The sequence below is a fragment of the Agromyces zhanjiangensis genome (assembly GCF_040496055.1).
In the GTDB taxonomy this organism is placed as follows: Bacteria; Actinomycetota; Actinomycetes; order Actinomycetales; family Microbacteriaceae; genus Agromyces; species Agromyces zhanjiangensis.
Map to the genome: position 1 here is coordinate 1 of NZ_JBEPKB010000008.1, position 13118 is coordinate 13118.

The 13118-nt window shown below is 71.2% G+C and carries 12 protein-coding genes; 4 read left to right on the forward strand and 8 right to left on the reverse strand.

What is annotated here, in order from left to right:
• Window positions 1-8 precede the first annotated feature (8 nt).
• Window positions 9-146 (forward strand): monovalent cation/H(+) antiporter subunit G, encoded by a 138-nt coding sequence (locus tag ABME02_RS14285; protein ID WP_353816181.1) that lies wholly within the window; start codon window positions 9-11, stop codon window positions 144-146.
• A gap of 164 nt (window positions 147-310) precedes the next feature.
• Window positions 311-1687: a SpaA isopeptide-forming pilin-related protein gene (locus ABME02_RS14290; RefSeq protein ID WP_353816018.1), complete on the forward strand. Its 1377-nt coding sequence runs from the start codon at window positions 311-313 to the stop codon at window positions 1685-1687.
• A 111-nt stretch (window positions 1688-1798) separates the two neighbouring features.
• Here the strand turns inward: ABME02_RS14290 and sucD are convergent, their stop codons facing one another.
• Both sucD and sucC read right to left on the reverse strand, forming a co-directional pair.
• Entirely contained in the window at window positions 1799-2707 is a 909-nt protein-coding gene (sucD, locus tag ABME02_RS14295) for a succinate--CoA ligase subunit alpha (protein WP_353816019.1), read from the reverse strand.
• 24 nt (window positions 2708-2731) lie between these two features.
• Complete coding sequence (gene sucC / locus ABME02_RS14300) at window positions 2732-3898, reverse strand: ADP-forming succinate--CoA ligase subunit beta (RefSeq protein ID WP_353816020.1); 1167 nt, start codon at window positions 3896-3898, stop codon at window positions 2732-2734.
• 242 nt (window positions 3899-4140) lie between these two features.
• Here sucC and ABME02_RS14305 point away from each other — a divergent pair, with 242 nt between their 5' ends.
• The gene (locus ABME02_RS14305; RefSeq protein ID WP_353816021.1) at window positions 4141-4866 is read left to right on the forward strand and encodes a VIT1/CCC1 transporter family protein; all 726 of its coding nucleotides are present in this window, start codon (window positions 4141-4143) and stop codon (window positions 4864-4866) included.
• A 13-nt stretch (window positions 4867-4879) separates the two neighbouring features.
• Here the strand turns inward: ABME02_RS14305 and ABME02_RS14310 are convergent, their stop codons facing one another.
• The 6 genes from ABME02_RS14310 to ABME02_RS14335 all read right to left on the reverse strand — a co-directional run bounded on the left by ABME02_RS14310 (window position 4880) and on the right by ABME02_RS14335 (window position 12125).
• Window positions 4880-5695, reverse strand: a complete 816-nt coding sequence (locus ABME02_RS14310; protein WP_353816022.1) for an FAD:protein FMN transferase — start codon at window positions 5693-5695, stop codon at window positions 4880-4882.
• Window positions 5696-5697: 2 nt separating this feature from the next.
• Window positions 5698-6252: an FMN-binding protein gene (locus ABME02_RS14315; protein ID WP_353816023.1), complete on the reverse strand. Its 555-nt coding sequence runs from the start codon at window positions 6250-6252 to the stop codon at window positions 5698-5700.
• Complete coding sequence (locus ABME02_RS14320) at window positions 6249-7667, reverse strand: ferredoxin reductase family protein (RefSeq protein WP_353816024.1); 1419 nt, start codon at window positions 7665-7667, stop codon at window positions 6249-6251. Before ABME02_RS14320 ends, ABME02_RS14315 begins: the two co-directional genes overlap by 4 nt.
• 69 nt (window positions 7668-7736) lie before the next feature.
• A complete protein-coding gene (locus ABME02_RS14325; protein WP_353816025.1) occupies window positions 7737-8276 on the reverse strand; it encodes an NUDIX domain-containing protein in 540 nt (179 codons plus the stop codon).
• Window positions 8273-10762 carry an ATP-dependent helicase gene (locus tag ABME02_RS14330; protein WP_353816026.1) on the reverse strand — a complete coding sequence of 830 codons (2490 nt, stop codon included), beginning with the start codon at window positions 10760-10762 and terminating at the stop codon, window positions 8273-8275. Before ABME02_RS14330 ends, ABME02_RS14325 begins: the two co-directional genes overlap by 4 nt.
• Before the next feature lie 283 nt (window positions 10763-11045).
• A complete protein-coding gene (locus ABME02_RS14335) occupies window positions 11046-12125 on the reverse strand; it encodes a glycerophosphodiester phosphodiesterase family protein (protein WP_353816027.1) in 1080 nt (359 codons plus the stop codon).
• A gap of 160 nt (window positions 12126-12285) precedes the next feature.
• On the opposite strand from ABME02_RS14335, the gene ABME02_RS14340 reads away from it, so the two are divergent.
• Window positions 12286-13095, forward strand: a complete 810-nt coding sequence (locus tag ABME02_RS14340) for a Bax inhibitor-1/YccA family protein (RefSeq protein WP_353816028.1) — start codon at window positions 12286-12288, stop codon at window positions 13093-13095.
• Window positions 13096-13118 lie beyond the last annotated feature (23 nt).

Here is a 13118-nt window from a genome sequence, read left to right on the forward strand (position 1 = left end):
CCGACGTCCTGAGCCGCCTGCACGCCGCGACGAAACCGCAGGTGCTCGGCCTCGCGGTCGTGCTGCTCGCGATCGTGCTGCGCGTCCCGATCTGGGGTATCGAGTATTCCTCATCTACGGTTCCGGTGTCGGCCGGTCACGAGTAACGTGCGGATTGGCGTGAGAGACCCCTACGGCGCGACGCACGCCGATCGACGAGCCCCCACCGCCGGCCGACGCGCCGGGGACGGGCCTGCGAGCCCCGCCCCTCGCCCCGCAGAGGCCGTCCGGCCCGACCGGACCGGACGAACCTGCGACACCGGAGGCGATGATGCCCCACACAACCCGAAACCGAACACCCGAAGAACGTGCCGAGTTCCGGCGGCGGTGCATCCGCGGTGCCGCCGGCGCCGGCCTCCTCGCCCTCGCCGGCGCCGTGATGATCGGCGGGCCGGCGCAGGCCGTCAACCCGCCGGGCATCATCAGCCTCGACGGCAGCAACTTCGAGATCGACTCCGACGCCAACCTCGAGGTCGACAATGTCGGATGGGACGACTGGGCCTCGGTCAGCTACGTCATCCAGGCGGACGCCGAGTCCGGCACCGGCGACGACTCCTTCGGCCAGGGTTCCAAGGAGGACACGGCCGTGCCCACGCCCGTCACCGGCAGCATCCCACCGAACAAGTCCGACCTGAAGAACTTCGGCCTCTACCTCGAGGAGACCCCGGGCGACGACTTCCTGCACCTGTTCTGGCACCGCGTGCAGGACCCGACCGGCACCACGAACATGGACTTCGAGTTCAACCAGTCCGACGTCGACTCCGGCAACGGAGTGACCCCGGTCCGCACTGCCGGCGACCTGCTCATCCAGTACGACCTCGCCAACGGCGGCACCAACCCGGAGCTGTTCCTGTCGACCTGGGTCGCCAGCGGACCGAAGTCGCAGTGCGAGGCGGCGAACAGCACCCCGTGCTGGGGTGTCCGCGAGAGCCTGACCGCCGCGGGCGATGCCACCGGGTCGATCAACACCAGCGCGATCCCGGCCGCCGAGGCCGACGGCCTGGGCGACATCTCGGCACGCACGTTCGGCGAGGCGTCGGTGAACTTCTCCGCGATCGTCGGCGACGACTGCGTGGCGTTCGGCAGCGCGTACCTGAAGAGCCGGTCCTCCGACTCCTTCACGGCCGCGATGAAGGACTACATCGCACCCGTCCCGACCGGGATCAACAACTGCGGCGCGCTCGTGATCGAGAAGACGACCAAGCACGCGGCGGACGGCCCGGGCGACCACCCGCAGTCCGGTGTGGACTTCACCGTGACCGGCGGTTCGCTGCCGGCCGGCGGCCAGGTCGTGACGACCGACGCCAGCGGGCGCGCCTGCATCGCCGCGATCGACTCCGGCGACTACGAGGTGACCGAGTCGGTGCCGAGCGGCTACGCCGTGACGAGCGCGAACCCGCAGACCGCGACCGTGGTCCAGGACACCGACTGCAACGACGATCCGTCCGTGACGTTCACCAACGTCCCGCTCACGAACCTCACCGTGAGCGTCGACTCCCAGGTGGACGGCGGCACGTTCTCGAGCATCTCGTGCGACGTGGCCGGCTCCGACACGGTGTCGCTCGGCGACATGATGGACGACCCGAGCATCACGATCGACGACCTCGAGCCGCGGACGGTCGTCTGCACCATCGTGATCGACCCGTGAGCTGAGAAGGCAGCTCGAACCTGACACGAGGGGCCCCGCCGGCATCGCCGGCAGGGCCCCTCCCGTGGGACGCGGCGCGGCGTCGAACGCGGGGCCGCGACGTCCGTTCTCTTACGCGCCGAGCGCCTCGTAGACCTCGCGCAGCAGGCGGGCGGTCTCGGACGGCGTCTTGCCGACCTTGACGCCGGCGGCCTCGAGGGCCTCCTTCTTCGCCTGGGCGGTGCCGGCCGAGCCGGACACGATCGCGCCCGCGTGGCCCATCGTCTTGCCCTCGGGCGCGGTGAAGCCCGCGACGTAGCCGACGACCGGCTTGGTCACGTTCGCCTTGATGAAGTCGGCCGCGCGCTCCTCGGCGTCGCCGCCGATCTCGCCGATCATGACGATCGCCTTGGTCTCGGGGTCGGCCTCGAACGCGGCGAGCGCATCGATGTGCGTCGTGCCGATGATCGGGTCGCCGCCGATGCCGATCGCGGTCGAGAAGCCGAGGTCGCGGAGCTCGTACATCATCTGGTACGTCAGCGTGCCCGACTTCGAGACGAGGCCGATCGGGCCCTTGCCGGTGATGTTCGCCGGGGTGATGCCGACGAGCGACTCGCCGGGGCTGATGATGCCGGGGCAGTTCGGGCCGATGATGCGCGTCTTCTCGCCCTGCTCCTTGGCGTAGGCCCAGAACTCGGCCGAGTCCTGCACGGGCACGCCCTCGGTGATGATGACGAGGAGCGGGATCTCGGCGTCGATGGCCTCGACGACGGCGTCCTTGGTGAAGGCCGGCGGAACGAACGCGATCGAGACATCCGCCCCGGTCGCCTCGATGGCCTCGCTGACCGATGCGAAGACGGGCAGCTCGACGTCGTTGCCGTCCTTGTCCTTGTGCAGCACGGTGGTGCCGGCCTTGCGGGCGTTCACGCCGCCCACGACCTGCGTGCCCGCCGCGAGCATGCGCGCGGTGTGCTTCGAGCCCTCGCCGCCGGTGATGCCCTGGACGATGACCTTGTTGTCCTTGTTCAGGAAGATCGTCATTGCAGTGATCCTGTCCTTCTGCGCTTACGCGGCGTTCGCCAGCTCGGCGGCCTTGTCGGCGCCCTGGTCCATGTTGTCGGCGAGGGTGACGAGCGGGTGCGCCGCCTCCTCGAGGATGCGACGGCCCTCGGCCACGTTGTTGCCGTCGAGGCGCACGACGAGCGGCTTGTTCGCCTCGTGTCCGAGCTCGGCGAGCGCGCCGACGATGCCCTTGGCGACCTGGTCGCATGCGGTGATGCCGCCGAAGACGTTCACGAAGACCGACTTGACCTGCGGGTCGCCGAGGATGATCGAGAGGCCGTTGGCCATGACCTCGGCCGAGGCGCCGCCGCCGATGTCGAGGAAGTTCGCGGGCTTCACGCCGCCGTGGTTCTCGCCGGCGTACGCGACGACGTCGAGCGTCGACATGACGAGGCCCGCGCCGTTGCCGATGATGCCGACCTCGCCGTCGAGCTTGACGTAGTTGAGGTCGAGCTGCTTGGCCTTGGCCTCGAGCGGGTCGGCCGCGTCCTTGTCCTCGAGCAGGGCGTGGCCCGCGTGCCGGAACTCGGCGTTCTCGTCGAGCGTGACCTTGCCGTCGAGGGCGATGACGTCGCCGTCCTCCGACAGGATGAGCGGGTTGACCTCGACGAGTGTCGCGTCCTCACCCGTGTAGACGTCGTAGAGCTTCACGAAGACGTCGGCCACCTTGTCGACCAGCTCGGCCGGGAAGTTCGCGGCGACCGCGATCTCGCGGGCCTTCTCCGGGCTGATACCGGTGCCGGGGTCGACCTCGATGCGGGCGAGGGCCTCGGGCTTCTCGACGGCGAGCTGCTCGATCTCCATGCCGCCCTCGACGCTCGTGAGCGAGAGGTAGGAGCGGTTGGCGCGGTCGAGGAGCACCGAGAAGTAGAACTCCTGCGCGATACGTGCGCCGCCCGCGACCATGACGCGCTTGACGACGTGGCCCTTGATGTCGAGGCCGAGGATGGCCTTCGCGGCCTCCTCCGCCTCGTCGGGGTTCTTGGCGACCTTGACGCCGCCCGCCTTGCCGCGGCCGCCGGTCTTCACCTGCGCCTTGACGACGACGACGCCGCCGAGCTTCTCGGCTGCGGCGCGCACGTCTTCGGGGGTGTCGGCGACGATGCCCGGGAGCACCGGCACTCCGTACTTCTCGAAGAGGTCTCTGGCCTGGTACTCGTAAAGATCCACGCTCTGCTTCCTATCGTTCCGCGCGGATTGCGCGCAGGGATGGGTGGGTGAGAGGCCCGGCTGTGAGAGTCTCGACGTCAAGATACCTCGATGTCGAGATAAGTCGAACCGCGACCATGGTACTCCGTCGCCGACGGGCCGCCGAACGCGGCGTCGACGGCCGGCACGCAGGCCGCCGCGCGGCCGCTCAGGTGAGCCTCACCATGCTGGCGCACGATCCTCCGCTTTGCGAGACTGCCGCCATGACGGATGCCACGGCCGAACCGGTGCACCGCACCGATCCCCACGACGGGAAGGTCCACGAGAAGCTCAACTGGCTGCGCGCGGGCGTGCTCGGCGCGAACGACGGCATCGTCTCGGTCGCCGCGCTCGTGGTCGGCGTCGCCGCCGCGACGACGGATGTCGGCGCGATCCTCGTCGCGGGCGTCGCCTCGGTGATCGCCGGCGCGATCTCGATGGGCCTCGGCGAGTACGTGTCGGTCTCGAGCCAACGCGACACCGAGCACGCGCTGATCGCCAAGGAGAAGGGCGAGCTCGCGACGATGCCCGAGCAGGAGCTCGCCGAGCTCGCCGGAATCTACCGTGCGAAGGGGCTGAGGCCCGAGACCGCCGAGCTCGTCGCCCGCGAGCTGACCGAGCACGACGCGCTCGCGGCGCACCTCGAGGCCGAGCTGCACATCTCCGAGGTCGACGTCGTGAACCCGTGGCACGCCGCGTGGGCGTCGGCCGCGTCGTTCCTGGTCGGGGCGGTCCTGCCGATGCTCGCGATCCTCCTGCCGCCGCCCGAGTGGCGGGTCGCGACGACGTTCGTCGCGGTGATGATCGCCCTCGCGATCACCGGGTGGCTCGCGGCGTGGATCGGCGGTGCGCCGCGGACGCGCGCGATCATGCGCGTCGTCATCGGCGGCGCGCTCGCGCTCGCGGTGACCTGGGCGATCGGCGCACTGCTCGGCGGCGCGGTGGTCTAGTCCCCGGACCGACTCAGGCGCCGGGCGCGCCGGCGCGCCGCGGCCACCCGGGCGTCGCGAGCAGGCCGCCGTCACTGGTCACCGCGAGCACGTCGATGTCGTGGCGGCCGGCCGAGTCGTCGAGCGCGGTGGGGCCGCCCGCGACGATCGCGGTCGCGAGCACGTCGGCGGTGACCAGGTCGGCCGCGGCCACGCTGACCTGCACGAACGGCGACGGGCCGGAACCGGGAAGGGTCCAGATGTGGTCGCCTCGCTCGACGCTGCCGGACGTCGCGACCGCACGCCTCCGCGGCGGATCGAGGTCGATGCGCGAGAGCAGGGTCGACCGGTCGGACGGGTCCACGATGCCGATCGGCGGGCCGCCGCCATCCGGGCCGACCGTCGCCGCGGCGACGAGCACATCGCCGCCCGCGTTGATCGCCCACCCCGCGAGCCCGGCCCGGTCGAGCGCCTCCCCCGCCTCCTCCACGGCGAGCGCCTTGACCACCCCGTTCAGGTCGATCAGCCCGTCGCCGCGATGCGGCGTGAACGCGCCGTCCGTCGCGTCGCGCCAGTGCAGCGCGAGGGCGTACGCGTCGCGGACGTCGGCGCTCGCATCGACGAGCGCCAGCTCGCCTCGACCGATGCGGCTCAGCTCCGAAGAGGGATCGAACAGGCTGCAGCGCGACTCCCACCGCGCGAAGACCTCCACGACGGCGGCGGTCGCCGCATCCGCCCCGGCGCCGGACGCACCCGAGCGGACGCTCACGACCGTGCCCATCGCCTCGAACGCTCCGGGCGGCAGCGCGAGGCCCGAGGCTCCCCTCGCACCCGCCGTGGCCCCGGTCATCGTCAGAACCCCGCGGCGTCGAGCGCCGCCTGCAGCGACTGCAGGTACGCCGAGCTCGTGTACGTCGCGCCGCTCACCATCGCGACCGACGACGACTGCGCCTGCAGTACCTCGGACTGGAGCACGGTCGCGGCGCGGTTGCTGATCTGGACCGAGCGGCCGTCGTGGTCGGGCAACTGCAACGCCGTCACGTCGGTGATCGATCCGCCCGAGATCGTGACCTGCACCTGCGCGTCGCCGAACCGGGTCGAGACGGTCGTGCCCGCGTACGTCCCGTCGGCCGCACCCGAGGTCGATGCCGCATCGGCGGATGCCGCGGCATCCGGCGTCGACGACCCGGTGGAGCTGCCCGAGTCCGATGTGCCGGCGGACCCCGACGTGCCGGAGGACCCCGACGAAACGGACGACCCCGATGAGCTCGAGCCCGACGACGCGTCGCTCGCCGTCGATCCGCCTGCGGTCGTCAGGCTGTCGGTCGCGGTTGTGCCGAGCTGCCAGCCGCCGATGATCGCCGCAGCCGATGCCGCGGACGCGAGGAGGAGTGCGCGTGTTCTCACCAGTCGAACCTCTCGTGATGGATCTGCTCGTCAGCCAGGCCCGCGGCGCGGGCCTCGGAGATGACGCCCTCGGCCCACCCGCGCGGGCCGCAGACGTACAGGTCGCTGTCGACGAATGCGGGCACGAGCGCGAGCAGGTCGAGGCCCTGGCGTTCGGCCGAGGAGGTCAGCCAGCCGTGCCCGCGCCCGCCGGGCACCGTGATCAGGGTGGCCCCGCGCCGATGGCAGAGGTCGCGCACCTCGTCGAGGAGCCAGCCCTCGGCGGGTCCCTGCGTGCGCAGCACGACCGTCGCCTCGCCCGGCCGGAACGTCGCCGACTCGAGCAGCGATCGCACGGGCGTGACCCCGATGCCGGCCGCGACGAGCGTGAGGCGCCTCCGGCTGCGCGATGCCTCGCTGAAGATGCCGTACGGCCCCTCGAGCGCGACGCGCGTACCTGGGCGGATGCCGGCAAGGCTCGCCGACCCGTCCCCGAGCGCCCGCACGGTGATGCGGAGCCGGTCGCCGCGCGGTGCTGCCGACAGCGAGTAGGGGTGCGCCTGCCACCACTGCCCGGCGGAGAGGAAGCGCCAGATGAAGAACTGCCCGCCGGTCGCGCGGAGCGCGGCCAGTCGCCGCCCGTGCATCGTGACCGACACGACGCCGTCGCGCGGGTCGCCGACGGGATCGATGCGCTCGACCACGAGGCCGTGCCGGAACGTCGCCACCAGCGGCGCGATGACACGCCAGCCGACGACCGCCGCGAACGTGCCGAAGGTGATGACGAGCCAGTACGCCCACTGCCAGGTTCCCACGGCGAACAGGCCGCCGACGCTGAACTGGTGCGGCAGCGCGGCGAGGACCGCGACGTAGACGAGCAGGTGGATGACGTGCCACACCTCGTACCGCAGCTTTCGACGCACCGCGACGAGCGAGCTCACGACGACCGCGACGAAGAGCGCGAATCCGACGATCGCGAGCGGCAGGTCGGGGAGGTTCCAGATCGCGACGGCCTCGGCGACGAGGTCGACCCCGTCGGCGATCGCGTAGCCGGCGAGCAGCAGCACGCCGTGGGCGAGGAGGAGGTAGAGCACGGGCTTGCCCAGCCGGTTGTGCAGGGCCATGGCGGCATCGTGGCCGACGGCGCGCTCGATGAGCGGCACGCGGGCCGCGAGCAGCAGCATGACGAGCACGAGGTCGGTCGCGGCGAGCCCGGCGATGATGCCCAGCGACGTGATCGCCGAACCGGGGTCGCCGAACCGCGCGACCCCGCCCTCGGCGAGGAACAGCGAGACGGCGACGGCGACGGATGCCACGGCCGCCGCCTGCAGCAGGTCGACGCGCCACAGCCGACGGCCGGCGCGCGCGCGCTCGGCTCCGCCGACGGGGCGGGTGGGCCGCTCGAGGTGTCGAGCGTCGTGGACGAGGAATGCCATGTCCCGATGGTGCGCCCGCGGTCTATCGCCTGTCGATGCGGCGCCTATGCGGTTGCTGGGAACCGGTCATCAGACGCGACCGAGTGCGAGAGCGGCATACATGAGCGCCGCGACGCTCTCGCCGTCGGTGATCTCGCCGTCCCGGATCATCCGCATGGCCTCCGCCCACGGCACCGCGCGGACCTCGTGGATCCCCTCCTCCGCCTGGCCGTGCGCCGCGCCCGGTGCGGGGCGGACGCCGGTCGCCAGCCAGACCGACTCGGGCGCCCGGCAGATGCCGTTGAGTGCGGTCATCGCGCCGATCTCGCGCCACTCACCTGCCTCGTACCCGGTCTCCTCGAGGAGCTCGCGGCGGGCGGCGACGAGCGCCTCCTCCCCGTCGGAGCCGCCGGCTGGCACCTCGATCGACCTGCCGACGGTGTGCCGGTCGACCGTGACGAGGAGGACCTCGTCGGCGTCCGTCATCGCGACGACGAACACCGCCGGGTTGCGCATCTCGACGACGCCGTAGATGCCCTCGGTGCCGTCGGGTCGCACGACGTCGTCCTCGACGACGCGGATCCACGGGTTCTCGTAGACGGTGCGCTGCGCGCGGATCGGCCAGGTCACAGCTTCTCGATCGGCGCGATCTTGATCAGGAGCTTCTTCTGGCCGGCGGAGTCGAACGCGACGTGCGCGATGCGCTTGGTGCCCTCGCCCGTGACCTGCCGCACCGTGCCCTCGCCGAAGTCGGTGTGGCGGATGCGGTCGCCGGCCTCGAGCGTGAGGTCGCCGTTGTCGCGCACGGTGCCCGTGACCCGGTTGGCCCACTCGGTCTTCGGCGCCGCGGACTTCGTGACGCTGAAGCGCTCGAGGTCGCGGTCGCGCGTGCCCCAGGCCCCGCCGCCGCCCGCGCCGCCGCCGAAGCCGCGCCGCGCGTTGAGGGCGCGAGGCTGGCTGCCGCCGCGACTGTTCGCCATGCCCGGAGACTGCTTCCAGTCGACGAGTTCGTCGGGGATCTCCTGCAGGTAGCGGCTCGGCATGGCCACCGACACCTCGCCGAACTGCGCTCTGCTCATGGCGAGCGAGAGGTACAGGCGCTTGCGGGCCCGCGTGATGCCGACGTAGAAGAGCCGGCGCTCCTCGGCCGGCCCGCCGGGCTCCGACGCCGACATCTGGTGCGGCAGCAGGCCCTCCTCGAGCCCGGTGAGGAACACCGCGTGATACTCGAGGCCCTTCGCGGTGTGCAGCGTCATGAGCGAGACCGTGCCCGACGCGTCGTCGAGCTCGTCGGCGGCGGCCACGAGCGAGACCTGGGTGAGGAAGTCGACGAGCCCGGCGCCCGGGTTCTCGCGGTCGAAGTCCTTGGTCTGGGCGACGAGCTCCTCGACGTTCTCGGCGCGCGTCTCGTCTTGAGGATCACGGCTCGTGCGGAGCATCTCGACGAGCTTCGAGCCCTCCATGAGGAACGCGAGCACCTCGGAGACCTTCGAGGCGCCCTCGTTCGTCCCCTCGTCGATGCCCTTCTGCGACGGCACGAGCATCGCGGCGGCCGCGTCGAGCAGGTTCGCGAGTTCGAGGATCGCCTTCGTGACCTTCGGCCCGAGCCCCAGGCCATCCGCTGCGCGCATCGCCTGTCGGAACGAGAGGTCGTTCTGCTCGGCGAAGCTCGCGATGGCGGTCTCGGTCGCCGGGCCGATCCCGCGCTTCGGCGTGTTCAGGATGCGACGGATCGCGAGCTCGTCGAGCGGATTCGCGACCGCGATCAGGTAGGCCATCGCGTCCTTGATCTCGGCTCGTTCGTAGAACTTCGTGCCGCCGACCACGCGGTACGGCAGCGCGGACCGCACGAAGATCTCCTCCAGGGCACGCGTCTGCGCATTCGTGCGGTAGAACACCGCGATGTCGCGGTACGCCACCCCGGCCCGGTGCAGCGACTCGATCTCGTCGGCGACGAACTGGGCCTCGTCGTGCGCCGAGTACCCCGTGTAGCCCGTGATCTTGTCGCCGTCGCCGTCAGCGGTCCAGAGCTTCTTGTCCTTGCGGTCGAAGTTGTTCGAGATGACCGCGTTGGCCGCCGACAGGATGTTCTGCGTCGACCGGTAGTTCTGCTCGAGCAGCACGACCTTCGCGCCCGGGAAGTCGCGCTCGAACTCCACGATGTTGCGGATGTCGGCGCCGCGGAACGCGTAGATCGACTGGTCGGAGTCGCCGACGACGGTGAGGCTCGCACCCGGGATCGCGCCCGTCGCATCCGTCATGCCCCGCACGAGCACGCCGTGCGCGTCGAGCTCGGCGACGACGTCGGGCTCGACCGGCCGCGTGAGCTCGCGGATGAGGGCGTACTGCGCGTGGTTCGTGTCCTGGTACTCGTCGACGAGGATGTGGCGGAACCGGCGCTGGTAGAGCGCCGCTACCTTCGGGAACGCGCGGAACAGGTAGACCGTCTCGCTGATGAGGTCGTCGAAGTCGAGCGCGCTCGCGTCGCGCAGCCGGCGCGTGTACTGGCGGAAGATCTCGAGGAACATGACGTCGTTCGGATCGTTCGTGTTGACGTTCCGCGCGTACGTCTCGACGTCGCTCAGCTCGTTCTTGAGCTTCGAGATCTTCGCCTGCGCGCTTGCGGGCGTGAAGCCGAGCGTGTCGGCGTCGAGCTCCTTGATGATGCGCTTCAGGATGGTGCGCTGGTCGGCCGAGTCGTAGATGGTGAACGTCGAGCTCAGCCCGATGGCCTCGGCCTCGCGGCGCAGGATCCGCACGCACGCCGAGTGGAACGTCGAGATCCACATGCCGCCCGCGGCCTCGCCGAGCAGCGCCTCGACGCGTTCGCGCATCTCGGCCGCGGCCTTGTTGGTGAACGTGATCGCGAGGATCTGGCTGGGCCACGCCTCGCGCCCGTCGATGAGGCTCGCGATGCGGTGCGTCAGCACGCGCGTCTTGCCCGACCCCGCACCCGCGACGATGAGCAGCGCCTGGCCGCGGTACTCGACCGCCTCGCGCTGCTGCGGGTTCAGCCCCGCGGTCAGTCGATCGGATGCCGCGTGGCCGGCGCCGCGGGCCTCGTCGGGCGCCTCGCGCCAGCCGGTGGGGTCGTCGGGGTCGAGGATCAGCGTCATGTCCCGTCAATTCTAGGCGCGGCATCCGACAGCCCGGCACGGCCGGTCGATCCGGTGCGGGCCGCGCTGGTGCGGCGTTCCGTGGGCCTCTGAAGCGACTCCCGTGCAATGGCAGCCGACGGCGCCACTTGCCGGGCCTCGCCGCGAGACGCGCCGAACGCTGCCGCACTGCCGTGCCGCGACTCCCGTGCAATGGCGGCACACGGCGCCGATTCACGGGAGTCGGCCCGCGGGTGCCGAGGCGACCGAGGCGACCGACGCGGCTCAGCGCGGAGGGCGGGCGTCAGGGCTGGTACTCGGATTCGAAGTACGCCTGCCGCGCCTCGAGGCCGAGGTCGGGGTGGTCGAGGAACACGCCGTCCACGCCCGTGTCCATGATCCGGGTGAACTCGCCGAGCCAGTCGCCCCACGCGCCGCGCGAGGAGCCGCGCCGGAACTCGGGCGCGAGGAACCGGTTCTCGGGTCGCAGGGTCCACGCGTACACCGCGAGCCCGGCCGCATGCGCGGCGTCGACGAGATCGGACCCGTGCAGTGCGGCATCGGGGCGCCGGCGTCGCGGCGCCGCACCCTCCACCGGCTCCGGCCCGCCGCCGACGAGCCGACCCTTGCCGACGCTGACGCCGTGCACGATGCCGCCGAGCTCGAGCAGCCCCCGCTCGCTCACGAACCGGTCGTACCGCTTCGCGGACGACCCGTCGGCCGCGACCAGGTCGAAGGGCGCGCCGCGGTCCTCGACCAGCAGCACGCGCGTCCCGCGCACGCCCGCCGACACGAGCCGGTCGAGGAGCCCCGGCTCGAACGACTCCGAGACGAGGCGGTCGTCGCCGCGACCCCAGCCCGCGGCCGAGAGCTCGGCGGCGAACAGCTCCTCGAGGGGCAGGCCGAGGGCGGCGAAGTGCGTCGCGTGCTTGAACTCCGCGACGAGGCGGATGATCCGCCGCGACTCGTCGGTCGCGGCATCCAGCAGCCCCAGCAGGTCACGGAACCGCAGGATCGGAAACCGGCCGTCGAAGCTCGCGCTGTGCGGGCGGATGCCGCCCAGCCGCTCGGTCGCGCGGAGCGTCGCCAGCTCGGCCCACGTGAAGTCCTCCGTGAACCATCCCGTGAGCGGTCGCCCGTCGACCTCGCGCGTGGTGCGACGCGAGGCGAACTCGGCGCGGGACGCGACATCCGTCGTGCCCGAGATCTCGTTCTCGTGCCGCAGCACGAGCACGCCGTCGCGCGTCGCGACGAGGTCGGGCTCGACCGCGTCGGCGCCGAGCGCGAACGCCATCCGGTACGCGGCCTCGGTGTGCTCGGGCCGGTACCCGGACGCGCCGCGGTGCCCGATCACGAACGGACGCTCGGCGAGATCGCGCAGCATGGGGCCAGCGTATCGAGCGCCGAGGGGGCATCCGCCCCGGAATGCCGGGGGATCTCACGGCATTGTCACCGCCGGAGCAGGTAGATTTGACGGACGCGACCGCCAGGTCGTGCGATTCCCCTCCACACGACGGAAAGCCGAAAGCAGAGGAACCACAGCAATGGCTCTCAACAACCCCGCCTTCTCACGCAACGAGGCGTTCACCTCCGGCCAGGGGGCGGTGGCTGTCGCACAGGACATGTCCGCCCAGCAGCTGCAGGACATGTACAACCAGCCCGCCACGCTCCCCGACCGCGACGTCATGACGATCGAGGACTCGATCGCGAAGTCCGCCGCCGCCTTCGGCGTGCTGCTCGTCGGTGCGGCGATCGGCTGGCTCACGGTCCAGTCCGTGCCGTTCCTCTGGATCGGCGCCGGCCTCGTCGGCTTCGTCCTGGCGCTCGTCAACATCTTCAAGAAGGAGCCGTCGCCCGCGCTCATCCTCGCCTACGCGGGCGTGCAGGGCATCTTCGTCGGCGGCATCTCGGCGTGGTACGAGCTGGCCTACGGCGGCGGCATCGTCGCGCAGGCCGTCATCGCGACGCTCGTCGTCGTCGGCGTGACGCTCGCGCTCTTCGCCTCGGGCAAGATCCGCGCGTCGAAGCGCGCGACGAAGATCTTCCTCGTCGCGATGGTCGGCTACCTCGTGTTCTCGCTCGTGAACATGGGCCTCATGCTCTTCAACGTCACCGACGACCCCTGGGGTCTCCGCGGCGCCGAGATCGCCGGCATCCCGCTGGGCCTCATCATCGGCGTGCTCGTCGTGATCATGGCGGCGTACTCGCTCGTGCTCGACTTCGACTTCATCCAGCAGGGCGTGCGCAACCGCGCCCCGCGGAAGTACGGCTGGACCGGCGCCTTCGGCATCATGGTCACCGTCATCTGGCTGTACCTCGAGATCCTGCGCATCCTCGCGATCGCACGCGACTAGCTCCGGCGAACCGCGATTCGCGA